Source organism: Amycolatopsis sp. NPDC005232, from assembly GCF_040607795.1.
Classification (GTDB): Bacteria; Actinomycetota; Actinomycetes; order Mycobacteriales; family Pseudonocardiaceae; genus Amycolatopsis.
Window position 1 is genome coordinate 554,058 of sequence record NZ_JBEXHL010000002.1, and the last position, 22,536, is coordinate 576,593.

The window sequence follows — 22,536 nt, forward strand, 5'->3', positions numbered from 1 at the left end:
CTAAGGGGATCTCATGGTTCAGCTCGGTCTCGTGGGCCTGGGCAAGATGGGCTTCAACATGCGCGAGCGGCTGCGTGCAGCCGGGCACGAGGTCGTGGGCTACGACCGCAACCCGGCCGTCGCCGACTCCGAGTCGCTCGCCGACCTGGTGTCCAAACTGGACGCGCCGCGCATCGTCTGGATCATGGTCCCCGCCGGCGAGCCGACGCGGCAGACCGTGGTGGAGCTCAGCCAGTCGCTGTCCGAGGGCGACCTCGTGATCGACGGCGGGAACTCGAAGTTCACCGACGACAAGCTGAACGCGGATCTGCTGGCGGCCAAGGGCATCGGCTACCTCGACTGCGGTGTCTCCGGTGGCGTGTGGGGCAAGGACAACGGCTACGGCCTCATGGTCGGCGGCGCCGGCTCCGACGTCGCCCGTGCGATGCCGATCTTCGACACGCTGCGTCCGGAAGGCCCGCGTGAAGAAGGCTTCTCGCACGCCGGCGAGGTCGGCGCCGGCCACTACGCGAAGATGATCCACAACGGCATCGAGTACGGCATCATGCAGGCCTACGCCGAGGGCTTCGAACTGCTCGAGGCCGCGCACGTCGTGAAGAACGTGCCCGAGGTGATCAAGGGCTGGCAGCGCGGCACCGTCGTGCGCTCCTGGCTGCTCGACCTGCTGGTGCGCGCGCTGGAGGAGGACCCGGAGCTCGACGACCTCGAGGGTTACGTCGAAGACTCGGGCGAGGGTCGGTGGACGCTGGAGGAGGCCGTGAACAACGCGGTGCCGGCGCCGGTGCTCTCGGCCGCGCTGTTCGCCCGGTTCTCCTCGCGGCAGAAGGACTCCGCCGCGATGCGCGCCGTCGCCGCGCTGCGCAACCAGTTCGGTGGTCACGCTGTGAAGAAGGCTGGGAGCTAGCCTCCCCCCGCTCGTGTATCTGCGACATCTCCAGGTCACCGACTTCCGGTCCTGGCCGCAAGCCGACCTCGCCCTCGAACCGGGCCCGGCCGTGCTCGTCGGTCAGAACGGCCGGGGGAAGACGAACCTGCTCGAAGCGATCGGCTACGTCGCGACCCTGGGTTCCCACCGGGTCGCGACGGACGCCCCGCTGATCCGGCACGGGTGCGAGCGCGCGCTCGTGCGCGTTGCCGTGGTCAACGACGACCGCGAGCTCACCGTCGAGCTCGAGATCACGGCGGGACGAGCCAACCGCGCCCGCGTGAACCGGGGTGCGGTCGGCAAGCCGCGTGACGTGCTCGGGATCCTGCGCACCGTGCTGTTCTCCCCGGAGGACCTGGCGCTCGTGCGCGGCGACCCGAGCGAGCGCCGGCGGTTCATGGACGAGCTGCTCGTGCTGCGCGCACCTCGGTACGCGGGCGTGCGCGCGGACTACGAGAAGGTGCTGAAGCAGCGCAACGCCCTGCTCAAGACCGCGGGCAAGCGCCGCACCGGCAAGGAGGACCCGTACGCGCTCTCGACGCTCGACGTCTGGGACGACCACCTGTCGGTGGCCGGCGCCCAGCTGCTGGCGGCGCGGCTGAACCTCATCGCCGACCTCGGGCCGTACGCGGCGGAGGCCTACATGGGGGTCGCGCCGGACTCGCGGCCGGCGTCGATCGCGTACAAGTCGTCGCTCGGCGAAGCGCTGCCGCCGGGCTACGGCGTGGCCGGTGGCGAGCGGGCGGACGCGGAAGTGCTGCGCGAGCTGCTGCTCAAGGCGCTGGCCGACGTCCGGCGCAACGAGCTGGATCGCGGCATCAGCCTCGTCGGCCCGCACCGCGACGAGCTGGATCTGATCCTGGGCGAGGCGCCGGCGAAGGGGTACGCGAGCCACGGCGAGTCGTGGTCGTTCGCGCTGGCCCTGCGGCTCGGGAGCTACGAGCTCCTGCGTGGCGAAGCGGGCGAACCGGTGCTGCTGCTGGATGATGTGTTTGCCGAGCTCGACCGCAAACGGCGGGCGCGGCTCGCGGAGGTCGCCGCGGGTGCCGAGCAGGTGCTCATCACGGCGGCGGTGGACGAGGACGTGCCGTCGGAGCTGGCCGGGAGCCGGTTCGTGGTGGCGGATGGCGAGGTCAACCGTGCCTGAGCCCTCGACCCCAAGATCAAGTCGGCCACGGCGGGTGACCGCGGTCACAGAAGTTACCCACCGATCTGGGGACAAACCTGTGGACAGTGTGGATAAACCGGGGAATGGGTTATCGCCGCGCGTGACGAAACGGCCTGATGAGGGCCTTGACACCTCCCGAACGGGCAATCACCCACGTGGGACGCGTGATTCAGGTACCGAGCGTGATGTGTCCGCTGGGCCGAACGGGAAGCCCTCCGGACGGGACTTGGCGCACGCCGCGCTCGAGGCCGCGAAGGCCAAGGCGAAGGAACGCGGTGCTCCGCCGAACCTGCGCCGCGGCCGGATCACGGGCGGCGGGGGCCAGAACCCGCGCCGTCGTCGCTGGTCAGGGCCCGGGGCCGACGCGCGCGACCCGCAGCCGGTCGGCCGGCTCGTCTCGCGGCTGGTCTCCGACAGCGGCTGGCAGGACACGATGACCAACGCGCGCGTGTTCGGGCAGTGGGCCCGGCTCGTGGGCGAGGACGTCGCCGAACACGCCCAGCCGGTGAGCCTCAAGGACGGCGAGCTGACCGTCCGCGCGAGCTCCACGGCGTGGGCCACGCAGCTGCGGCTGCTGCAGAGCAAGCTCATCGCGAAGATCGCCGCGGGGGTCGGCAACGGCGTCGTGAAACGCATGCGGATCCAGGGTCCGACGGCGCCGAGCTGGCGGAAAGGACCACGGGTCGTGCCGGGTCGCGGGCCTCGTGACACGTACGGCTGACTCCGGTTGCGCGTCGGCGGGTGAGTTCCCCGAGAACCGCTTGACAGCCCGCGAGCTACGACCTGACTCGCCTTCGAGCGATTTCGCGGCTCTGTGACGCAGTGAGGGGTGTCCTTGCCGCATGTCAGCACGCGCGGGCAAGTACACTGGAGGAGTAGCGAGCGTCCGCTCGGGCGAGACGAGGAGAAACAACGCCGGTGACCGAGAACAAGAGCGAGTACAACGCGTCGTCCATCACCGTGCTCGAAGGCCTCGAAGCGGTCCGCAAGCGCCCCGGTATGTACATCGGCTCCACCGGTGAGCGCGGTCTCCACCACCTGGTTCAGGAGGTCGTGGACAACTCCGTGGACGAGGCGATGGCCGGCTTCGCCACCAAGGTCGAGGTTACTCTCCTCGCCGACGGCGGGGTACGGGTCGTCGACGACGGACGCGGCATCCCGGTGGACATGCACCCCAAGGAGAAGAAGCCGACCCTCGAGGTCGTGCTCACCATCCTGCACGCGGGCGGCAAGTTCGACAGCGACTCCTACGCGGTGTCCGGCGGCCTGCACGGCGTCGGCGTCTCGGTGGTGAACGCGCTGTCGACTCAGCTGCTCGCGGAGATCAAGGTCGGCGGCCGCAGCTGGCGTCAGCTCTACACGGATCAGGTCGCCGGCCCGCTGGAGGACCTCGGCCCCGCCGAGAACACCGGCACCACGATCACCTTCTGGGCCGACTCGAACATCTTCGAGACCACGACGTACAACTTCGAGACGATCTCGCGTCGCCTCCAGGAAATGGCCTTCCTCAACAAGGGCCTCACCCTGTCGCTGCGCGACGAGCGCGTGGCCGACGAGGAGACCGAAGCGGACGCGGAGGGCAAGCAGGCCCGCGTCAAGGAGAAGGTCTACTGCTACCCCGGCGGGCTCGAGGACTTCGTCCGCCACATCAACGGCAGCAAGGACCCGATCCACGAGAGCGTGATCTCCTTCGACGCGAAGGGCGTCGGCCTCGAGGTCGAGGTCGCGATGCAGTGGAACAACGGGTTCACGCCGTCGGTGTACACGTTCGCCAACACGATCAACACCCACGAGGGCGGCACCCACGAAGAGGGCTTCCGCGCCGCGCTCACGCGCGTGGTCAACGCGTACGCGCGCGAGAAGAAGCTGCTCAAGGAGAAGGACGCGAACCTCACCGGCGATGACGTGCGCGAGGGTCTCGCCGCCATCGTCTCGATCAAGCTGTCCGAGCCGCAGTTCGAGGGCCAGACGAAGACGAAGCTGGGCAACAGCGAAGCGAAGACGTTTGTGCAGCAGCAGTCGAACGAGTGGCTGGGCGACTGGTTCGAGCGCAACCCCAACGAGGCGAAGACGATCATCAACAAGTCGATCTCCTCGGCGCAGGCGCGCATGGCCGCCCGCAAGGCGCGGGACCTGGTGCGCCGCAAGGGCGCGCTGGAGATCGGCGGCCTGCCGGGCAAGCTCAAGGACTGCCGCTCCAACGACCCGGGCGAGTGCGAGCTCTACATCGTGGAGGGCGACTCGGCCGGCGGCTCGGCCAAGGAAGGCCGCGACTCGATGTACCAAGCGATCTTGCCCATCCGGGGCAAGATCATCAATGTGGAGAAGGCGCGCATCGACCGCGTGCTCAAGAACACCGAGGTCCAGTCGCTGATCACGGCGCTGGGCACCGGCATCCACGACGACTTCGACCTCTCGAAGCTGCGCTACCACAAGATCGTGCTGATGGCCGACGCCGACGTCGACGGCCAGCACATCACCACGCTGCTGCTCACCCTGCTGTTCCGCTTCATGAGCCCGCTGATCGAGCACGGCCACGTGTTCCTTTCGCGGCCGCCGCTTTACAAGATCAAGTGGCCGCGGCAGGACCCGGAGTACGCGTACTCCGACAAGGAGCGCGACGCCGTGATCCAGGCGGGCGTCGAGGCCGGCCGCCGGCTGCCGAAGGACGACGCGATCCAGCGCTACAAGGGCCTCGGCGAGATGAACGCCGAAGAGCTGTGGGAGACCACGATGGACCCGGCCAACCGCCTGCTGGGCCAGGTCACCCTCGACGACGCTGCGCAGGCCGACGACCTGTTCTCCGTTCTCATGGGCGAGGACGTGGAGGCCCGGCGCTCGTTCATCACGCGCAACGCCAAGGACGTGCGCTTCCTGGACGTGTAGCCGTCCGCCACTCCAGCCAGCCCAGACTTTTTCCCCGAGAAGGAACCCATGACGGAAACCTTGCCGCCGGAACACGACCGCATCGAGCCGGTCGACATCCAGCAGGAGATGCAGCGTTCCTACATCGACTACGCCATGAGCGTGATCGTGGCGCGGGCGCTGCCGGATGTGCGCGACGGTCTCAAGCCGGTGCACCGGCGCGTGCTCTACTCGATGTTCGACTCCGGTTTCCGGCCGGACCGCGGGTACAACAAGTGCTCCCGCGTCGTCGGCGACGTCATGGGCAACTACCACCCGCACGGTGACTCGGCGATCTACGACGCCCTCGTGCGCCTGGCCCAGCCGTGGTCGATGCGCTACCCGCTCATCGACGGGCAGGGCAACTTCGGTTCGCCGGGCAACGACCCCGCCGCCGCCATGCGGTACACGGAGTCGCGCCTCGCGCCGCTGGCGATGCAGATGCTGGCGGACATCGAAGAGGACACCGTCGATTTCCGCGACAACTACGACGGCCGCACGCAAGAGCCCAACGTGCTGCCGGCGCGGTTCCCGAACCTGCTGGTCAACGGCAGTTCCGGCATCGCGGTCGGCATGGCGACCAACATCCCGCCGCACAACCTGCGCGAGGTCGCCGACGGCGTCGTGTGGGCGCTGGAGAACTACGAGGCGTCCGACGACGAGCTGCTGGCCGCGCTGCTCACGCGCATCAAGGGCCCGGACTTCCCGACGAAGGCGATGATCCTCGGCACCTCCGGGATCGAGGACGCGTACCGTACGGGCCGCGGTTCCGTGCGCATGCGTGCGGTCGTCGAGGTCGAGGAGGACGCGAAGGGGCGCACCACGCTCGTCGTGTCCGAGCTGCCGTACCAGGTGAACCCGGACAACCTCGTCGAGAACATCGCGCACCTGGTGCGCGACGGCAAGCTCACGGGCATCGCCGACATCGCCGACGAGTCCAACAGCCGCTCCGGCATGCGGATCGTGGTCACGCTCAAGCGCGACGCTGTGGCGAAGGTGGTGCTGAACAACCTGTTCAAGCACACCCAGCTGCAGCAGAACTTCGGCGTGAACATGCTGGCGATCGTCGACGACGTGCCGCGCACGCTGCGGCTCGACCAGATGATCCGCCACTACGTGAAGCACCAGGTCGAGGTCATCGTCCGGCGGACCAAGTTCCGCCTGCAGAAGGCCGAAGAGCGTGCGCACATCTTGCGCGGTCTGGTCAAGGCGCTGGATCTGCTCGACGAGGTCATCGCCCTGATCCGGCGTTCGCCCTCGGCCGACGAGGCGCGGCCGGCGCTGATGGAACTGCTGGACGTCGACGAGATCCAGGCCACGGCCATCCTCGACATGCAGCTGCGCCGGCTGGCCGCCCTCGAGCGTCAGCGCATCATCGACACGTTGGCCGAGATCGAGCTGGAGATCGCGGACCTCAAGGACATCCTCGCGAAGCCGGAGCGCCAGCGTTCGATCATCCGCGACGAGCTCATGGAGATCGTCGGCAAGTACGGCGACGACCGGCGCACGAAGATCATCCCGTTCGACGGCGAGGTGTCGATCGAGGACCTCATCGCGGTCGAGGACGTGGTGGTCACCATCACGCGCACCGGCTACGCGAAGCGCACGAAGACCGACCTGTACCGCTCGCAGAAGCGCGGCGGCAAGGGCGTCCAGGGCGCCACGCTGAAGCAGGACGACATCGTGCAGCACTTCTTCGTGTGCTCCACGCACGACTGGATCCTGTTCTTCACGAACAAGGGCCGCGTCTACCGCACGAAGGCGTACGACCTGCCCGAGGCCAACCGCAACGCGCGCGGACAGCACGTGGCCAACCTGATGGCGTTCCAGCCCGACGAGCAGATCGCCCAGGTCATCGAGATCCCGAACTACGAGGTGGCGCCGTATCTGGTGCTGGCTACGCAGAAGGGGCTCGTGAAGAAGACCAAGCTCACCGACTTCGACTCCAACCGCGCGGGCGGCCTCATCGCCGTCAACCTGCGGGAAGGCGACGAGCTGGTGGGCGCCGTGCTGGCGGCGGCGGAGGACGACCTGCTGCTCGTGTCGGCCGGCGGCCAGTCGATCCGCTTCCACGCGACCGACGAGGCGCTGCGCCCGATGGGCCGCGCGACGTCCGGTGTGCTCGGCATGCGGTTCAACGACGGCGACGAACTGCTCGGTATCAGCGTGGTCAAGCCCGACAAGTTCCTGCTGGTCGCGACCGACGGCGCGTACGGCAAGCGCACGCCGATCGAGGACTACCCGGTGCAGGGCCGCGGCGGCAAGGGTGTGCTGACCATCCAGCACGACACGAAACGTGGGAGGCTGGTGGGTGCACTCATCGTCGACGAGGACGACGAGCTGTTCGCCATCACCTCGAGCGGTGGGGTCATCCGCACGCCGGCGCGCGACGTGCGCAAGGCCGGGCGCCAGACCAAGGGCGTGCGGCTGATGAATCTGGCGGATGGCACGACTCTTCTCGCGGTCGCACGCAACGCGGACGAGGGTTCGGACGTCGCCAATGGTGGCGAGGACTCCGCGGAGACCACGGACGCTTCGGATAGTTCGGAAGCGTCGGTGGACGAGGCTGGGGAGACCCCCGCCGTCGACGGCGAGGTGACCACCGCGCCCGAGGAAAGCACGGAAGAAGACGGCACGGCGCCGGAGCAGTGAGCGGCGCCCCACGCACGGGTAAGGACTGACTCTTCGTGACACCATCCGAGAAGGCAGACGGCACGTCGTCGAGCCCACCCTGGCAGCGCACCGCCAAGGACGGCGGCGGCGATTCGGAGGCGACGGTTTCGACCGGGATCGCCACCGAGGATGTGGTCTACTCGGATCATGAGCAGGACGGACCGCGCGTGAGCGAGACCGACTACACCGCCGTGAGCGGCACGGCCGCGCCCCGGCTCTTCGGAGCCGAGGGCGCGCCCCCGGCCGCCGCCGACGTCCCCCCGGCCGGCCGCACGCGCCCCACCCCGAGCGCCCTGCGCCGCCCGGGCCGCGGCCCGCGCCGCGCGTCGCTGCAGATCAAGCGCTTCGACCCCTGGTCGGTGCTGAAGCTGTCGCTCGTCCTGGGCGTCGCCATGTTCTTCGTGTGGCTGGTCGCCGTCGGCGTGCTGTACACGGTCCTCGACGGCATGGGCGTCTGGGACAAACTGAACGGCACCTACTCGTCCCTGGTCGGCGGCGAGGGCGCCAACGCGTCCACCGAGCCCCTCATCAGCGCCGGCCGCGTGTTCGGCATCGCCGCCATCCTGGGCGCGATCAACATCGTGCTGGTCTCCGCCCTGGCCACCGTGAGCGCCTTCATCTACAACGTGTCCGCCGACCTGGCCGGCGGCCTCGAAGTGACCCTGTCGGAAAGGGAGTAACCCGGTTGCAGGGCCCCTCCGGGGGTCCTGTAAAGTTCCCTTCGTTCGACGGGCCCATAGCTCAGGTGGTTAGAGCGCTTCGCTGATAACGAAGAGGTCCCAGGTTCAAGTCCTGGTGGGCCCACCCAGGTCAAAGCCCGGTTCGCAGAGGTCGCGAACCGGGCCTTTTTGTGCCTGGGTGACTAACTGGGTGACTAAGCCGCTCCGTTCTCCTCTCCGTCCCCGAAAATCTCGTCCATGGCTTCCGCCCCGTGCTCGACGACCGGGCGAAGCTGGTGCCGGTAGACCAGTTCGGTGACTGCGGTGCCGTTGTGGCCCATCAGGCGCGAGATCTGCTCGATCGGCATCCCGCGGTCCGAGAGCAGTGAGACGAAGCTGTGCCGCAGCTCTCGGGGTGTCCAGTCCTTTGGGTCCAGACCAGCTCGCTGCACCACCTTGCGGAAGGCTCGCCGAACGTTCGCAGCGTCGAGCAGTGTGCCGACGTCGGACGCGAACACCAGGTCGGTCTCCCGCCACCGATCGCCGGCGACGCGCCGCGCGAAGTCCTGCTTCGCGCGCTGGACTCGTAAGGCCTCGACGCACCGCTGTGGGAGCGCGAGCGAGCGCCGCGACTTCCGGGTCTTGGTGTCGCCGTGCTCGCGCACTGACCGCCACACCATGACGTACGGCAGAGCCTCGCCTGCGGCCTCCAAGACAACGTGCGACCACGTGAGGGCCCTCAACTCCTCGGTGCGGGCACCCACGAGCAGCGACAGCACCACGTACGCCCGCAGCTGAGTGTGTTCCGCCGCAGCGAGCACAGCCTCCGCCTGCTCGAAGGTGAGTGACTTGGACGGCCGTCCGGCGCGGCCCTCGGGCAGCTCGCAGAGCAGCACGACGTTCCGCTTCACCTTCTCGCGCGCCTGTGCCCGGTTGACCGTTCGCAAGAGGATCGAGCGCACCTCGCGCAGCGTCCGAGTGGAGAGGACCTTCGCACGTTCCGCCAACCACTTGTCGACGTCGTCGGCGCTCAGGTCGCGCAGCTTCCTGGCTCCAAGGCGGCCAATCACGTGCTTGTTCGCGAGCGTGGTGAGTTTGTCCCGCGTCGCTTGGCTTCGCCGCGGCAAGCCGTACTCGAGCCAGTCCGTCACCGCGTCGGCCACGGTGAAGTTGCGGGCTTCGGCCGGTACGCCGTCCTCGATCTCGCGCAGCATCTCCCGGAGCTTGTCCTTCGCTTCGGTCTTCGTGAGGCCGCGCGCTTTGCGCACGATGCGCTTTCCGTCCGGTCGGTAGCCGACCGTGGCTTCGGCTGTCCAGCGCTGCCGTTCCTCGTCCCAGTAGAGCCCGCCGTCGCCTCGACTACGCCGTTTGGCCATAGCCGGTCACCTCCGCTTCGCTGATGAGCTGGTCCACGTACTGCTTGATGGCGATGGCTGGGATGAGCCGGGCCCGACCTTCCTTCACGGAGAAGAGGCGGCCGGCGCGCAACTGCTCGTAGATCACGGAGCGGCTCATTGAGAGCAGCCGCATGGCTTCCGGGATGCGGTAGAGGTGCCGGGCCGGCACGTCGAGCGGCAGGATCGTTGCGTCCATGAGGGTCCCTTTGCGTCGTGAAGTTGGGCGGGTGCGGCGGCCTCGAACACGGCGTGCTCCTCTCGGTCGGCGAGTGACAGGGCTGGTGGGGTGTCACTCGGGGTGTCACTGGTGTTTGTGCAGGTCAGGGCCGGTTGAGGGACAGGGGTGACAGGTGTGACAGGTGCGGGGTGGTCACGGGTGTCACCGTGACGGCGGGGGTGTGACAGGTCTTTGGGGTGTCCCTCTTGCTGTCACACCGGTTTTCGCTGGTCAGGTGCCGTTGAGGGACAGCGGGGACAGGTGTGACACCTCGGGGGTGTCCCGGCTGTCCCCGCCGTCGGGGGCGCTGTAGGTGCCGTCCGGGGTCTTGTGCAGCTGTCCCGCGTCGGCCATGCGCGCGCAGGTCTTGCGGACGGTGTTGGGGACTTGGTCGAGCGCTTCGGCGATCCGGGAAGGCTTGAGCGGCCCGTGCTCGCGCAGCAGGCGCAGGATGTCGGCGCGGGTGTCGGCGACGAGGTGGTCGCCGGCGGGGCCGTCGAGCTTGGTCCAGGCGCCGGCGTGGGCGTCGAAGGTCATGGCGTAGTCGGTTTCCTCGACGTCGCGCCCGGTCACGTGCAACACCCCGTCGGCCTGCCCGCGGGCGCGTTCGAGCACGAGCGTGGCGTCCATGGCGCCGGTGAGCCCGGCGGTGCCGGACACCATGTTCTGCCAGTCGTCGGCGTCCTGTTTGCGGACGTGGTGGATGAGCAGGAATGGCACGCTGAACTCGTCGGCGATGTCCTTGAAGCGGGCGCCGGCGGCGTAGTCAGAGGCGTAGGCGGATGCCCCGGGAATGACCGGGCCGCGCATCTTCTGCAGCGTGTCGATGATGACCAGCCGCGCGGTTGGGTTCTCGGTGAGCCATTCCCGCAGGACTTCCTCCCCGCCGGCGTTCATGGTGGGGCAGGAGGTTTCGAGGGTGAGGAACGGTGCGGCCCGGCCGCCGGCGGCGATCATCTGCTTTCGGCGGCGCTGCAACCGGCGCCCGGTGTCTTCCAGCGCGCAGTAGAGGACCGGGCCGCGCTCGACCTCGATCGAGCCCAAGGCGGGGTCTCCGTTCGCGATGGCCGCGGCGATCCCGAGGGACATCCACGACTTGCCCAGCTTCGGCGCGCCGGCCAGCATGTTGACCCCTTCGGCGAGCAGGCCGGGAACGGCCCACTTGACCGGGGGGAACTCCTCTCGCATCAGCTCCGCATCCGTCCATCGGGTGCGGCGGGCGGGCGGTGTCGGCACGGCGGCCAGCGGCCGGGGCGTGGTCATGGTGGTCTCCCTCGGGATCGACGGTCAGGCGGCGATGGTGCGGGGCCGGTTTCGGCCGGCCCGGAGACCGGAGGTGATGGTGGCTTCGGCCCCGCGGCGGGTGAACTGGCTGATACCGGTGTGCCGGCCCGCGGCCGTGAGCAGCGCGGCGCGTACCTCGTCCTCGGTCAGCGCGCCGCCGGCCACGAGCTGCCCCAGCGCGAGCGCGGCGCCGTAGAGGGTGGCGTTGCGGTTGGTGCTGGCGTCGGCGACCTTCCCGGCCTCGGCCTTGATCGCGGCGGTCAGGTACTTGTCTCGCCGGTTGCCTGCCGGCCGCACCGGCAGCGCCGGCGGCGCGGGCAGCGGCTTCGGGGTGAGCCGCTGCACCAGCCATCCGGGCAGCGGCTCGACCGTGCCGTCGAACAGGAACCCGTACCGGTCGCTCCCGATCGACGTGCCCGGGGCGACGACGTAGCCGCCCCACGCGCGGGTGTCGACCTTCCAGCCGAGACCGTTGCCGCGCTCGCCCGCGGTGGAGCGCAACGTCACGTCCCCCGGCGCCTGGTAGTACAGGTGCAGACCGCCCGACGGCGTCCGCACGGTCAGGGTGTCCCCGGGCAGTTCCTCGCCGGCCTCTTCGGCGAGCACGGCGAGCACGTCTTCCCCACACGTCACGCCTTGCGCGGCCCACCGCGCCGGCACCTGCTCGCCCGGCTTGGCGGTGTCGAGATCGATCACGCACAGCCCGGACGGGCCGGTGGCCAGGCCGATCCCATAGAAGGCCTGCGTCCATGCGGCGCGGATCTTGTCCGGGTCGGTGGTGGCGCGCTGCTCCCACGTGCGGTGTCCATCGGCGCACCGGCCGGTGGCGGGACAGTCGTGCTCGCCGTGCCCCGCGGGCCGCTTCGTGCCGGGCCGTAGCGGGAAGACGTGCCACCCCCGGGCCGCGGCGTCGAGCGCGGCCGACATGAGTTCGGTGTCCACAGTGGTCACTTCCCGTTCTTGGCTTGACGGATGGCTTCGCAGGCGGGGCAGGCCGGACCCGTGAACCACGACGACTTGGCCTCGCCGGGCTCGAACACGAGCCCGCAGAGCGTGGTGACCTTCCCGGACCACCAGGACTTGCTGCCACGGTGCACAAACGGCTTGCTGCTCATCGGGTTTCCTCCGGTCCGGTCGTCGTGGTGGGCAGGTCGACCCGGTGGGCGGCGTCGGTGATGATGCGGGGGTGGTCGAACGCGATCCGGTCGCGGTTGCGCAGGACCCACGCGAGCGGGAGCCACCGGGCGAGGCGCGCGTCGTCGCCGGCGGTGGGGCGCACGAGGGTGTGCAGCACGGTCCAGAACGCCCCGGTGACGTAGCGGCCCCGCGGGTCGCGGCCGGGCTGGTCGTACACACCGACCTCACCGAAACGCTCGACCAGCAGGCCGGTTTCTTCGCGGAACTCGCGCACCGCGGCCTCGCGGAAGGTCTCGCCGGGGTCGACGTGCCCACCCGGGAGTGCCCAGTAGCCCTCGAACGGCTCCCAGCGGCGCAGGATCATGAGCACGTGCCAGATGCCGGAGCGCTCAGCGAACGCGACGACGTCGCCGGTAAGGCGCGCCTGCTCGACGGTGTCGTGGTTGTCGGCCATCACATCGGTTCCCTTCGGTGCGGTTGGTGTCACGTCCCCATGCGGTGCAGGGGTTTTCACTGGCTGCTCTTGCCGTAGAAGGTCGGGCCGTACTGAATCCCGATCTGCTGCTCGACGTAGTCGCTGCCGCTAGCGGTGGTGCGCGAGTCACCGGCGGCCCGCTCCCGCTCGGAGCGCGACGCGTCGGAGGTGGTGGTGTTGCTGCGCGGTCCGCTGAACGGGTCGAAGTCGCCACCGGAGGTGAAGGTGGTCGGGCCGTGCATGACACCGATCTGCGCGCCGACGGTCGCGCCCGGCGCGGCGTAGTTGGTGAAGCGCGTCCCGTCGGGCGCCGTGTAGTCGGTGACCCGCGGCTGCTCGCTGGTGGCCTGCTCACGCTCGTGCCGCGAGCCGGTGTCGCTGTGTGGCTCGTGCCGCGGGCCCTGGTGGTCCTTGGGTGCCGGCGGCGGGTTGTCCGGAGTGGACACCTTGGCGGCGCGGGCTTCGGGCGCCTTGAAGGACTGCCAGAGCGCGCGGATCTCGTCGTGCTCGGACTGGTGGGGGTTCGGCGGGGTGGGCGGCGGCGGGGTCGTCGACCGGGGGTGCACGACGACGTCGGACTCCGAGCGCCGGCGGCGGGTGCCGCTGCCCTTACGGGGCTGCCGTCGCGTGCTGGTCTGCTTCGCCTTGGGCTTGGGGGTTTTCGCCGCGGGCGGGGTGTTCGGAGTGGACGGTGCCGCCTTGGCGCCTGTCACGTCCCCGTCCTCGTGGTGGGTGACCGCGCCGTCGCGACCGCGGATGGTGACGTGGGTGGTGCCCGTGTGGTCGCCGCCCACGATGACGTGCGGGCCGCCGGCCGGGTCGGGGTCGGTGATCGATGCGCTGATGTAGCCGGTGTGGTCGCCGCCGACCGCAACCCCGGTGATCGTGCCGCCGATGTGCTGGCGGGGGTTCGGCCGCGCGGTGGGGGCGTCCTCGGGCGTCACGTCCCTCGCCTGATCTGCGGTGCTGCCCGCGGCGTCGTCGTACTCGTCGATGCGGGACTTGTGGTCATTGAAGTCCTGAGTGGCCTTGTCGAGGCGGGCTTTGGCGCTGGGGAACGCGTCGTGGTCATCGGCGGCGATGGCCTTGTCGACGGCGCGACGGGCCTCCTGCACGCGGCGGCGCAGCGTCGCGGCGAACGGGTCGTCGGTCACGTCCCTCAGCTGACCTGCGGTGTTCTGCGTGGGCTGCGCGGGAGTGGGCTGGTGGCTGTCCATACGGGACTCCTGTTCGGTGCGGTGGGCGGTGTTGTGGGCGGCGAGGGCCTCTTTGGCTTCGGCGAGGCGGGCTTTGGCGCTGGTCACGGCTTCGGGATCGCCGGCCGCGGTGGCGTTGGAGACGGCGCGGCCGGCGCGGGAGACGCGTTGGCGGAGGGAGGCGTGGGCGCGGGATCGGCTCGATCCGCCGGCGCAGCGGCGGCCTCCTCCAGCAGATGAGCGGCACATGCGGTGCTCCCTTCGGTGTCACGTCCCCTGTGGGCGTGGTGACGGTGTGTGTCTGTTTTTGGCATGGGTGGGGTAGCGCGGTGTCCGGGGAGGGACCCGCGTCACGCGGTGTGAAAGTGGGTTTTCGGTGGGTGATCAGGGGGTTCGGGGAGTGGCTCCCTCGACTCCCTCAGGGGTTGTCGTTGCTGTTCAGGTGAGGGAGGCGGGTCCCGGGGAGGCAGTGAGGGAGAACTCCCCGGGATTCGGTGCCTCCCTCACTCGGCTCCCCCGTCCTCGTCCGCGTCGAGCGCCGCGTTTTCGTCACGCTCTGCGATGGCGTCGCGGACGCGGGCCGCGGACACCTGCATGTTGCCGCCGGTCTTGTAGGGCTTCGCGGACTCGGGCAGCGCCTCCTGCAAGTCGCCGAACGTCCAGCCCTTGTAGGTGCCGCCGTCGAGCTGCGTGAGACCGTGCAGGACTTCCTGGGTCCGCATCCGCGCTTCGGTGCCGAGCACGCTCGCGATGTCGGCGAGGTGGTCGACGCGTTCGGCGCGGACCGTGACCGGCGCGGCGGCCGGCGCGACCTGTGCGCGCAGTTCCATCGCGCGCTTGGTGACCTTGGTCGCCTGCTCGGGGCTGATGTAGAAGCTGCGCAGCAGGCCGGGCTGCGCGGTGAAGCCGCGGGCCATGCAGGTGCCGACATCGCCGGGGCCTTCGTCGGTCTTCGGGGTGAGCCCCACTGCGGAGATCCCGGCCTTGTAGGACCCAGTACCGAGCACCGCGTCATTCGCCAGCTGGTCGCCGATCGCGAAGCACGCCTTGTTGCTGGCCACGGAGGTGATCTTGCGGGGCAGCGCGTCCTTCGACGGCTCGGGCGTGAGGAAGATCAGGGTGATGGCGTACTTGCGGGCGGTGCTCATGAGCTTGGACGCGACCTCGATCGCTTTCTTGCCGTCCTTGCCCATGAACAGGTTCTGGCACTCGTCGATCACCACGACCCGGGGGCGCAGGCGAGCGTCCTTTTCGGCCAGTTCCCGGGTGATCGAGCGCTCGGTGCCGTCGGCCTTGATGAGCTTGCCCCGCACCGACAGGTCGTCGTACAGCTCGTAGAGCAGGTTCAGGCACGCGTCGACGGTTTCCTCGTTGGCGCCGGTGGTCAGGGAGCGCAGTCGCGGCTTCATCGGTTCGTAGTCGGCGTTTTCGGCCATCACCACGACGTCGATTTCGGCCAGCGGATCGAGCATCGCACCCGACACCAGGTTGATCGCCATGGTGGACTTGCCCGAGCCCATAATGCCGCCCAGGGCGTAGTTCGCCTCGTTCAGCCGGCCACGGACCACGTCGCCCTTGAGCGTCACGCCGACCGGGACGCCGGCGAAGTAGTCGGCCTGCGCGTTGTCGAGGTCGTCCAGCAGCGGCCACGGGTCGACCGGCCCGGACAGGGCACCGGGCTTGGCCACCCACAGGTCCAAAACAGACGGTTGCGGCTCGGTCGGCCACACCTCGCGCGGGTAGCGGACCAGGTTGTGCGCCAACGTGTTCTTGCGCTTCACGATCTCCTCGACCGTGCACGCCGGCGGCAGCGCCACCTGTGCGCGCCAGCCCTTGCCGTCCTTATGCGGCGGGGTGATGAACTTGATCCGCCACCCCTCCTTCACCGCGCGGTTGAACCCCGGGATGTTCAGGTTCTTCAGCGCGTTCAGGATCGTGTTCTCGTCGGGCAGCTCGTCCATCGTGTCGCCCTCGACCGGCGTGGAGAGCCACGTCGGCATCTCGCCGTGCTTGCGGCCCTGCTGGTACAGGTAGCCCACACCCACCACGGTGCCGGCGACCAGCAGGACCACCCCGTACGTGGTCAGGAACCACACCGCGAACGCGACCGCGTCGAACACCCCCGTGATCGGGGCCAGGATCTCGCCGGCGTCGCCCTCGTTGATCGCGAGGATGATGCCCAGGACCAGCAGGAACCCGGTCAGCCCGGCGGATCCGATTACCGCGGCCTTGATCCACTGGCCGGGGGCCTTGAGCCAGTCCATGGTGCGGTCGTGGCGGCGCTGCTTCTCCGCCACGTCGCGGGACTCCCATTCGAGCAGCTTGTCGTGCTCGCCGGCCGCTTCGGCGGCGCGCATCATCCGTTCGTAGCGGTTCGCGCCGTGGGTGTCGCGCCACCGGCGCGAGACGACCTTGACGCCGGCGGTCGGGTAGGCCACGCCGTGACGGAACGCGGCCTTGGTGCGCTTGTGCTTCGCGACCTTCTTCGCCGTGCGGGCGACCACGACGACGTCGTTGCGGTAGCCGGCCCACCGAGCCTGCGCCAGCTCCTTCTGCGACATGCGCGCCTGGTACTCGTCTTCGGTGAGCACCTCGCCCTCGATCGCCTCGCCCGGGTCGGTGCGGGTCGGCAGGTGGTGCACGGTGGCCAACTCGCCGCCGGCCGGGGTGGTGGTGTCGTTGGTGGTCATGGTGGTGTCCTCTCCGCCGGTCACTGGTTGGCCTGGTGTTCGTCGCGCAGCTGACGGGCAGCCTTGGGCGCGCAGTGGATCGCCTTGCGGATCGACTCCGCAGAGGCCGGGTTCATCGGCACAGTCGGGTCGGCCAGCGCCGCGGCGAAGTCGGCGCGCAGTTGCTCGATCGTGCGGGTCTTCGGCGCCGGGTGGGTGGTGCGCTTGCGGGTCGATTTCCGCTGCTCCGAGGGCTGATCGAGGGTCAGCACCGGGGCGTCGGCGATCGGGCCGGCAGGTCGATCCTGGGTGGCCAGCCACGCAGTGACCTCGTCGGCGAGCACATCCCCGACGTGGTCGCTCGCCTCGATCGCCGCGACCAGCCGGGTGCGGCCGTGGCGGCGGGTGAGGGTGTAGCGCCCGGGGGCGAACACCAGCCGCGCGGCCCCGTCCCGGTCGATCTCTGCTACCGCGTGGCGCACGGCGACGGTGCGGACCTTGGCGACCTTCCGCGCGGCCTGCCGGGCGATCCGGGCCGCGTCCCGCTCGGCACGAGACCGGGGCGGGGCGGCCACCGCGATCTGGTGCGCGACGACCCCGGAGATCGACACGATCCCCATGACCACCGCGACGTCCCAGCCGCGGTTGAACCCGTGCAGCGCGTTGAGCGCGGCGCCGGTGCCGGCGAACAGCCACACCCCAAGCTGCAACGCCCACACCGGCCGGTTGGGGTGGCGGTGGCGGGTGACCTCGACGGCGAACGCGAACGCCCACATCCCCAGGTCCGACAGCGCCGGCAGGGCCGCGCCGGTCAGCGCCTGATAGACGCCCACGCCGTAGCTGGACATCGCCGGCACCGCCATCACGGCCGACACCAGGGCGAGCAGGTAAATCGGGATCCGCACCCGGTGCTCCGACAGCCACGCCGCGGCCCGCGCGAACGACTCGGCACGAGCGGACTTGCGGTCGGCGCCGCGCTTGTCGGCGAGGTCGGCGGCGGCGGCCTGGTCGGCCCGCCGCTGCTCGGCCTGCGCGGCGGCGGCGGTCAGGGTCCGGTCGAGCTTGGCCGCGGCGTCCGCGCGGCGCTGCTGGGCGTCGGCGGCACGGTCCGCGCGCCGGTTCTCGGCCCAGGTGCTCATCACGCGCCCTCCCTGTTCTCGTCACGTCCCCCGGCCACCTGGGCCGGCGCGGTCTCGTCGGTATTGTCGGTGGTGGTGATCTGCCGCGGCGTCGCAGCGGCGGGCAGGGCGCCGCGGGTGCGGCGGGTGTGCAGCTCGTGCGCGCCCCACGCCGCGGCGGTGGCCAGGGAGCCGAGGGCCAGCCAGCCGGCGACCAGCCAGCCGAGCACCAGTGGTGCCACGACGGCGAGCAGTTCCGCGAAGTGCCAGGCGATCCACTGCGTGGCGGCTTCGGTGCGGGTGCAGGTGTGTCGAGTGGTCATGTCGGTCACCTCCGTCAGTCGGTCGGGAAGAACTGGTTGATCGGGCCGCGGGGCGGGCGGGAGGCCTGCGCGGTGGCGTAGCGGTCCAGCTCTCCCATGACCCCGGCCAGGATCCGCACGATCAGCACGAGCGGGATCCGGATCAGGTGCAGGACCAGGAACAACAGGACCGTGACCGTGTGGCGGATCAGCGCGAACGTGCCGTAGCGCTGCAAGACGTCGAACGTGCTCACGAGCGGCCACCCCGCTTCGGCGCGGTGGCGATCTCGGCCCAGCCGGCGCCGTCGGCGGCCGACGCGCCGTTGTTCATCCGCGCCCCGAGCGCGGTCGCCGCGGCCAGGGCGAGCGTCGCGTGGGCCTGCGCCCGGGCGGCGAGCTCCGTGCGCTTCTCGATCGACAACCGGCCGGTCTTGTCGTCGGAGATCCAGCCGAGCAGGTTCTGTGCGGCCCGGAAGTGGTCCGGCCCGGTCAGCTGTGTGCTCATCGCTGGCCACCGCCGTTGGTCCGCGCAACCCAGCGGTGGCACCAGGCCAGGACGTCCGCGGCCGGCGAGGTCCAGCGGATGGCCGGGTCGGCGTCGAACTCGCGCGCCACGGCGGCGGCCGTGGCCTGGCTCGGGATCATCAACGGCAGCACGCCAAGGGCGTCGGGGTCCAGGCTCATCGCGGTCCAGCGGTCGGTGCGGATGAGCAGGCCGTTGTCCGCGGGCTCGATCACCGGCCCGACGGCGAGGTCGCCGCCGATCGGCACGAACGGCCGCGGCACGGAGACCGTCAGGTCGCCGATGACCTGCTCGTTGTTCATTCCGACGAGTCCGGCGAACGTGTCGTGAGTGGTTTCGAGCTTGAGGTAGTTCGTCATCGGTTCCCCTCCTGGCGGGCGGCTTCGGCCCGGGTGCGGTCGAGTTCTTCCTGTTGGGTCTGGACCTGGTCGTGCCAGGCACCGGAGTCGCTCACGCGGCCACCCCCATCCGGTCGGCCTGCTCGATCTCGAAGCAGGTCCAGCACTGGCGGGTGCTGGTCGGGACGCAGTACTCCTTGATCTCGCCGCACTCGACGCAGGTGCGGCGCGCTTCCATCGCGTGGTCCATCTGCCCCGGCGCGGCGATGCCCTTGAGCGCGGCCAGTTCGACGGAGAACAGCGGCGCCACGGTCTCGCGGGCGTAGGGCTTGACGTGGCGGAACACGAGCAGCGCCACCGGGTCCTGACCGTTGGGCCGCAACCCGGCCTCGCGCAGCTGGCCCTTGGTGAGCAGCGTCGAGGGCGCTTCGTGCCACCCGAACACCGGCAGTCCGTCACGGAAGCCGCGACACAGGCACGTGTGGTGGGTGCGGCCGTCGAACACCGTCGTGACTTCCTGCTTGCGGTTGCGGGGGTTCATCGGGCGGCCTCCTCAGCAATGCCTGCGGTCTCCAGCTCCTGCTGTGCGAGCAGACGCAGCTGCGTGGAGACGTCGAGGTAGGTCTTCACCCGCGGGCCCTTGACCGCGACCGGTGCCCCGTCGTTGACGATCAGGTACCGAGCCATGAGGCACAGCTGCGCGGCGATCTCGCCGAGCCGGCCGGCGATCTCGCGGGAGACCAGGCGGTTGAGCTCGTCCGGCGTGTAGCTGTAGGTGGTGACCTCGGCCGGCTGCTCGCCGGCGGTGCGCGGGGCTTCGTGCGTGGCTACCATCTGGGATTCCTCCGTGCGGTCTTGCGGCTGGACGTGGGAACCCGGCGCGGCGAGCGCGTTCTTGGCGGGATGAGCCGCCGCGTCGGGGTGAAAGGTCAGGCGGGCGGTCATCAGGCGGCCTCGCCCTCGAACGCGGCGGCCTGGATCGGGGCGTTCTTGCCCTGGCCCGGCAGTCCGGCGATCAGGAAGTGCGAGCGGAGCAGCTCGCGGCCGGCGCGGCGGCGCGTGCGGCTCGCGCGGCGCTGGTCGGTGAAGTCGCAGCGGAACGCGGCCTCAGCGGCGAACTCGTCCGCGGCCAAGTCCAGGTCCACCTGCTCGATCAGAGCGTCGATCGCGGCTTCGGTCAGACCGTCCGGGTAGACACCCTCGTCGGCGATCTCGTCGACGAAGCGGCCGGCGGTGTCGAGCTGACGGCGGAAGCGGTTGGTGCTCATTGGGTGGTCCCTTCGAACGAATTTGCAGGTCAGCGAGTGGTTCAGAGCGAGCGGAAGAACGTCGCGAGGTTCGTGATCACGTGCTTGACGAAGGTCGCGGTCTCCAGCGGCGAGGTGATGACGCAGCCGAGGACCACCGCGAGCAGGACCAGGCCGAGCAGCTTCTTGCCGACGCCGGAACCGGTCTTGATGCCGGGGAACATGTGCTGCTGCTTGGCCATGGGGTCCTCCTGGTGCTGGGCTCGTCCGGAGTGATCCGGACCACCAAGAAGCTAACAGTTGAATGGTTTGCAGGTCAACTGTTAGGTCGGAATTTCGATCAAACTCAGCTCTGACCTGCGGGAACTCTGTGCGCGCCTGATTGGTTCTGATATGGTGACCGTTCAGTTGACCCCCAGGGCGACTCACGCCCGGCTAGGAGAGCGCATGTCTCGCCCGCGAAGCTCGGTGACCAGGTCTGAGCCGCTTGCTCAGCAGATCGCGCGGAACATCGAGAACGACATCCAGGCCGGCAGGCTTCGAGACGGCGAACGGCTCGCGTCGTCGCGGGAGCTAGCAAAGGAGTGGGACGTCAGCGTCTTCACGATCAACGAGGCCATGGACTTGCTGGCCAAGAAGGGCCTAGTAGTGAGCAAGGCTCGATCCGCTCGAACCGTGCACGCGCCCGATCAGGAGTTGCACCGCGAGGTGCGCACCTCGACGCCACAAGTCGTCATGGTCGGCGGGTATGCCGGCAGCGGGAAGACGGAGTTGGGGCGGGTGCTGGCTCGTGAGTCGGGGTGGCCCATGCTCGACAAGGACTCGTTGACGCGGTTCGTCGTCGAGGCGGCGCTTGAATTGCAGGGCGTTTCACGGAATGACCGGGAATCCGAGGTTTACTTGACGAAGATCCGACCAGCCGAGTACGAGTCTCTGCTTGAAGCGATGACGGAAAACGTCCAGGTCGGGAATAGTGCGATCGTGACCGCTCCCTTTCTTCGTGAGTTCTCGGATGAGTCGTGGTTAAAGCAAGCGGATGCAACGTGCCGGAAGCTCGGGGCAGACCTCACGATCGTGTGGGTGTACTGCGACGAGGAGACCATGCACACTTATATCCGCCACCGTGACGCCCCGCGAGACAGCTCTAAATTGGCGGATTGGGACAAATACATGAAGGGTGTCAACGTCGACTTTCGTCCGTCTGTGCCGCATGTGGTCGTTGACAATTCTGTGTCGGGTGGTCTTCTCGTGGATCAAGCTCGGCAGCTCATCGCGCAGGTGACCGAGGAAGGGGCCATCAGGAAGTGAGTACCGCGAAGGTTCTTGTCAGCGGGGAGGCAGACGACGAGGTCGGCCACGAGATTCTCTCGCAGGTCGACGGCGTCCAGGTCATCGAGTACGACCCCAACACCGAGCACTTGAGTGGCGAGCAACGCGGCGCGAACGTCCTTTTGCCGCCGTACCGAAGCAGTCACCGCCCAATTCGGCTGCTACCTGAGCTGTCGGACTTGAGAATGGTTCAACTTCTCTCGGCTGGGGCTGACGAGTGGTCAGCAGACGTACCTGCGGAGATCGTTCTCGCGACGGCGCGAGGCGCGCACGCCGGCCCCGTCTCCGAGTGGGTCCTGTCGGCCGTTCTGGCGCAGTTCCGGCAGTGGCCCGCACTCGTACGTTTCCAGGACGCGCACGTCTGGGCGCACCGGAAGTTCGTCGCTGACACCCTCGCGGGGAAACGGGCGTTGATCGTCGGCGCCGGCGCGATCGGGACCGCCGTTGCTCGCAAGTTGCAGGCGTTCGACGTCGCGTCGACCCTCGTGGGAAGCAGAGCACGCGCCGGCGTCCACGGTCCCGAGGACTTGCCCGGCCTCGTTCCCGGGCACGCGCTCGTCGTGATCACGGCGCCGTTGACGGAGCAGACGGTCAAACTGGTCAACTCGGCTTTCCTCGCAGCGATGGACGACGGCACGTTGCTGGTGAACGCTGGCAGGGGACGGATCGTCGACACGGACGCGCTGGTGGGGGAGTTGCAGGCGGGGCGGCTGCGTGCCGCGCTCGACGTCACCGATCCTGAGCCGCTCCCGGCCGACCACCCCCTTTGGGGCTGTGCTGGTGCGGTCATCAGTCCGCATTCCGCTCGAACCGTGCCCGGCACCAACGCCTTGTGCTATCAGGTCGCAGCTGAGCAGATCGCCGCGTTCTTGAAGGGCGTGACGCCGTCCAACGCCGTCGCCGATCGTCGGTAAGCCTGGCAGTCGCACCGCGCGACCGACGCCACAACAAGACGTCGGCATGTCTCACGGTTGG

General features: G+C 69.3%; 25 protein-coding genes and 1 tRNA gene. 9 read left to right on the top strand and 17 right to left on the bottom strand.

Annotated elements, in window-relative coordinates:
* Nucleotides 1-13 precede the first annotated feature (13 nt).
* The 7 genes from gnd (at nucleotide 14) to ABZU76_RS06370 (ending at nucleotide 8,474) form a co-directional block, all read left to right on the top strand.
* Nucleotides 14-904 (top strand): phosphogluconate dehydrogenase (NAD(+)-dependent, decarboxylating), encoded by an 891-nt coding sequence (gnd, locus tag ABZU76_RS06340; RefSeq protein WP_354865612.1) that lies wholly within the window; start codon nucleotides 14-16, stop codon nucleotides 902-904.
* A 13-nt stretch (nucleotides 905-917) separates the two neighbouring features.
* Entirely contained in the window at nucleotides 918-2,072 is a 1,155-nt protein-coding gene (recF, locus tag ABZU76_RS06345) for a DNA replication/repair protein RecF (protein ID WP_220245408.1), read from the top strand.
* A gap of 208 nt (nucleotides 2,073-2,280) precedes the next feature.
* Complete coding sequence (locus tag ABZU76_RS06350; protein WP_255638571.1) at nucleotides 2,281-2,814, top strand: DciA family protein; 534 nt, start codon at nucleotides 2,281-2,283, stop codon at nucleotides 2,812-2,814.
* A 197-nt stretch (nucleotides 2,815-3,011) separates the two neighbouring features.
* Nucleotides 3,012-4,979 (top strand): DNA topoisomerase (ATP-hydrolyzing) subunit B, encoded by a 1,968-nt coding sequence (gene gyrB, locus ABZU76_RS06355; protein ID WP_354865615.1) that lies wholly within the window; start codon nucleotides 3,012-3,014, stop codon nucleotides 4,977-4,979.
* A 48-nt stretch (nucleotides 4,980-5,027) separates the two neighbouring features.
* On the top strand, nucleotides 5,028-7,649 hold the full coding sequence (gyrA, locus tag ABZU76_RS06360) for a DNA gyrase subunit A (RefSeq protein ID WP_354865617.1): 2,622 nt from the start codon (nucleotides 5,028-5,030) through the stop codon (nucleotides 7,647-7,649).
* Nucleotides 7,650-7,684: 35 nt separating this feature from the next.
* Complete coding sequence (locus ABZU76_RS06365; protein ID WP_354865619.1) at nucleotides 7,685-8,350, top strand: DUF3566 domain-containing protein; 666 nt, start codon at nucleotides 7,685-7,687, stop codon at nucleotides 8,348-8,350.
* 50 nt (nucleotides 8,351-8,400) lie between these two features.
* Nucleotides 8,401-8,474 (top strand) — tRNA-Ile (locus tag ABZU76_RS06370).
* Between the two features lie 70 nt (nucleotides 8,475-8,544).
* Here ABZU76_RS06370 and ABZU76_RS06375 read toward each other — a convergent pair.
* From ABZU76_RS06375 to ABZU76_RS06455, 17 genes are all read right to left on the bottom strand, one after another.
* Nucleotides 8,545-9,705, bottom strand: coding sequence for a site-specific integrase (locus ABZU76_RS06375; protein ID WP_354865621.1), 1,161 nt, complete (start codon nucleotides 9,703-9,705; stop codon nucleotides 8,545-8,547).
* Nucleotides 9,689-9,922 carry a helix-turn-helix domain-containing protein gene (locus ABZU76_RS06380; protein WP_354865623.1) on the bottom strand — a complete coding sequence of 78 codons (234 nt, stop codon included), beginning with the start codon at nucleotides 9,920-9,922 and terminating at the stop codon, nucleotides 9,689-9,691. The genes ABZU76_RS06375 and ABZU76_RS06380 overlap by 17 nt, the downstream gene beginning before the upstream one ends.
* Before the next feature lie 252 nt (nucleotides 9,923-10,174).
* Nucleotides 10,175-11,206, bottom strand: a complete 1,032-nt coding sequence (locus tag ABZU76_RS06385) for an AAA family ATPase (protein WP_354865625.1) — start codon at nucleotides 11,204-11,206, stop codon at nucleotides 10,175-10,177.
* A 24-nt stretch (nucleotides 11,207-11,230) separates the two neighbouring features.
* A complete protein-coding gene (locus ABZU76_RS06390; RefSeq protein WP_354865627.1) occupies nucleotides 11,231-12,178 on the bottom strand; it encodes a bifunctional DNA primase/polymerase in 948 nt (315 codons plus the stop codon).
* Entirely contained in the window at nucleotides 12,175-12,342 is a 168-nt protein-coding gene (locus ABZU76_RS06395) for a hypothetical protein (RefSeq protein WP_354865629.1), read from the bottom strand. Before ABZU76_RS06395 ends, ABZU76_RS06390 begins: the two co-directional genes overlap by 4 nt.
* The gene (locus ABZU76_RS06400; protein WP_354865631.1) at nucleotides 12,339-12,818 is read right to left on the bottom strand and encodes an NUDIX hydrolase; all 480 of its coding nucleotides are present in this window, start codon (nucleotides 12,816-12,818) and stop codon (nucleotides 12,339-12,341) included. The genes ABZU76_RS06395 and ABZU76_RS06400 overlap by 4 nt, the downstream gene beginning before the upstream one ends.
* A gap of 56 nt (nucleotides 12,819-12,874) precedes the next feature.
* The gene (locus ABZU76_RS06405; protein ID WP_354865633.1) at nucleotides 12,875-14,143 is read right to left on the bottom strand and encodes a hypothetical protein; all 1,269 of its coding nucleotides are present in this window, start codon (nucleotides 14,141-14,143) and stop codon (nucleotides 12,875-12,877) included.
* Nucleotides 14,144-14,538: 395 nt separating this feature from the next.
* Nucleotides 14,539-16,725, bottom strand: coding sequence for a zonular occludens toxin domain-containing protein (locus tag ABZU76_RS06410; RefSeq protein WP_354865635.1), 2,187 nt, complete (start codon nucleotides 16,723-16,725; stop codon nucleotides 14,539-14,541).
* A gap of 20 nt (nucleotides 16,726-16,745) precedes the next feature.
* Nucleotides 16,746-17,843 carry a hypothetical protein gene (locus ABZU76_RS06415; protein ID WP_354865638.1) on the bottom strand — a complete coding sequence of 366 codons (1,098 nt, stop codon included), beginning with the start codon at nucleotides 17,841-17,843 and terminating at the stop codon, nucleotides 16,746-16,748.
* Nucleotides 17,843-18,145, bottom strand: a complete 303-nt coding sequence (locus tag ABZU76_RS06420) for a conjugal transfer protein TraH (RefSeq protein WP_354865640.1) — start codon at nucleotides 18,143-18,145, stop codon at nucleotides 17,843-17,845. The genes ABZU76_RS06415 and ABZU76_RS06420 overlap by 1 nt, the downstream gene beginning before the upstream one ends.
* Nucleotides 18,146-18,159: 14 nt before the next feature.
* On the bottom strand, nucleotides 18,160-18,378 hold the full coding sequence (locus ABZU76_RS06425; RefSeq protein ID WP_354865642.1) for a hypothetical protein: 219 nt from the start codon (nucleotides 18,376-18,378) through the stop codon (nucleotides 18,160-18,162).
* Nucleotides 18,375-18,629, bottom strand: a complete 255-nt coding sequence (locus ABZU76_RS06430) for a hypothetical protein (RefSeq protein WP_354865644.1) — start codon at nucleotides 18,627-18,629, stop codon at nucleotides 18,375-18,377. The genes ABZU76_RS06425 and ABZU76_RS06430 overlap by 4 nt, the downstream gene beginning before the upstream one ends.
* Nucleotides 18,626-19,006 (bottom strand): hypothetical protein, encoded by a 381-nt coding sequence (locus tag ABZU76_RS06435; protein WP_354865646.1) that lies wholly within the window; start codon nucleotides 19,004-19,006, stop codon nucleotides 18,626-18,628. Before ABZU76_RS06435 ends, ABZU76_RS06430 begins: the two co-directional genes overlap by 4 nt.
* 91 nt (nucleotides 19,007-19,097) lie before the next feature.
* Nucleotides 19,098-19,526 carry an RRQRL motif-containing zinc-binding protein gene (locus ABZU76_RS06440; RefSeq protein ID WP_354865648.1) on the bottom strand — a complete coding sequence of 143 codons (429 nt, stop codon included), beginning with the start codon at nucleotides 19,524-19,526 and terminating at the stop codon, nucleotides 19,098-19,100.
* Nucleotides 19,523-19,930, bottom strand: a complete 408-nt coding sequence (locus ABZU76_RS06445) for a hypothetical protein (RefSeq protein ID WP_354865650.1) — start codon at nucleotides 19,928-19,930, stop codon at nucleotides 19,523-19,525. Before ABZU76_RS06445 ends, ABZU76_RS06440 begins: the two co-directional genes overlap by 4 nt.
* On the bottom strand, nucleotides 19,930-20,253 hold the full coding sequence (locus ABZU76_RS06450; RefSeq protein ID WP_354865652.1) for a hypothetical protein: 324 nt from the start codon (nucleotides 20,251-20,253) through the stop codon (nucleotides 19,930-19,932). The genes ABZU76_RS06445 and ABZU76_RS06450 overlap by 1 nt, the downstream gene beginning before the upstream one ends.
* Before the next feature lie 41 nt (nucleotides 20,254-20,294).
* Nucleotides 20,295-20,474: a hypothetical protein gene (locus ABZU76_RS06455; RefSeq protein WP_354865654.1), complete on the bottom strand. Its 180-nt coding sequence runs from the start codon at nucleotides 20,472-20,474 to the stop codon at nucleotides 20,295-20,297.
* 226 nt (nucleotides 20,475-20,700) lie between these two features.
* Between ABZU76_RS06455 and ABZU76_RS06460 the strand changes: the two genes are divergently transcribed.
* Nucleotides 20,701-21,540 carry an AAA family ATPase gene (locus ABZU76_RS06460; RefSeq protein ID WP_354865656.1) on the top strand — a complete coding sequence of 280 codons (840 nt, stop codon included), beginning with the start codon at nucleotides 20,701-20,703 and terminating at the stop codon, nucleotides 21,538-21,540.
* Nucleotides 21,537-22,475, top strand: coding sequence for an NAD(P)-dependent oxidoreductase (locus ABZU76_RS06465; protein WP_354865658.1), 939 nt, complete (start codon nucleotides 21,537-21,539; stop codon nucleotides 22,473-22,475). The genes ABZU76_RS06460 and ABZU76_RS06465 overlap by 4 nt, the downstream gene beginning before the upstream one ends.
* Nucleotides 22,476-22,536: the final 61 nt, after the last annotated feature.

Coding starts and splice junctions, on each gene's coding strand:
- ABZU76_RS06430 (WP_354865644.1), bottom strand. CDS start 18,629: ATGAGCACACAGCTGACCGGGCCGGACCACTTCCGGGCCGCACAGAAC.
- ABZU76_RS06375 (WP_354865621.1), bottom strand. CDS start 9,705: ATGGCCAAACGGCGTAGTCGAGGCGACGGCGGGCTCTACTGGGACGAG.
- ABZU76_RS06450 (WP_354865652.1), bottom strand. CDS start 20,253: ATGAGCACCAACCGCTTCCGCCGTCAGCTCGACACCGCCGGCCGCTTC.
- ABZU76_RS06400 (WP_354865631.1), bottom strand. CDS start 12,818: ATGGCCGACAACCACGACACCGTCGAGCAGGCGCGCCTTACCGGCGAC.
- gnd (WP_354865612.1), top strand. CDS start 14: ATGGTTCAGCTCGGTCTCGTGGGCCTGGGCAAGATGGGCTTCAACATG.
- ABZU76_RS06395 (WP_354865629.1), bottom strand. CDS start 12,342: ATGAGCAGCAAGCCGTTTGTGCACCGTGGCAGCAAGTCCTGGTGGTCC.
- ABZU76_RS06385 (WP_354865625.1), bottom strand. CDS start 11,206: ATGACCACGCCCCGGCCGCTGGCCGCCGTGCCGACACCGCCCGCCCGC.
- gyrA (WP_354865617.1), top strand. CDS start 5,028: ATGACGGAAACCTTGCCGCCGGAACACGACCGCATCGAGCCGGTCGAC.
- ABZU76_RS06415 (WP_354865638.1), bottom strand. CDS start 17,843: ATGAGCACCTGGGCCGAGAACCGGCGCGCGGACCGTGCCGCCGACGCC.
- ABZU76_RS06435 (WP_354865646.1), bottom strand. CDS start 19,006: ATGACGAACTACCTCAAGCTCGAAACCACTCACGACACGTTCGCCGGA.
- ABZU76_RS06420 (WP_354865640.1), bottom strand. CDS start 18,145: ATGACCACTCGACACACCTGCACCCGCACCGAAGCCGCCACGCAGTGG.
- ABZU76_RS06455 (WP_354865654.1), bottom strand. CDS start 20,474: ATGGCCAAGCAGCAGCACATGTTCCCCGGCATCAAGACCGGTTCCGGC.
- ABZU76_RS06445 (WP_354865650.1), bottom strand. CDS start 19,930: ATGACCGCCCGCCTGACCTTTCACCCCGACGCGGCGGCTCATCCCGCC.
- ABZU76_RS06380 (WP_354865623.1), bottom strand. CDS start 9,922: ATGGACGCAACGATCCTGCCGCTCGACGTGCCGGCCCGGCACCTCTAC.
- ABZU76_RS06440 (WP_354865648.1), bottom strand. CDS start 19,526: ATGAACCCCCGCAACCGCAAGCAGGAAGTCACGACGGTGTTCGACGGC.
- ABZU76_RS06410 (WP_354865635.1), bottom strand. CDS start 16,725: ATGACCACCAACGACACCACCACCCCGGCCGGCGGCGAGTTGGCCACC.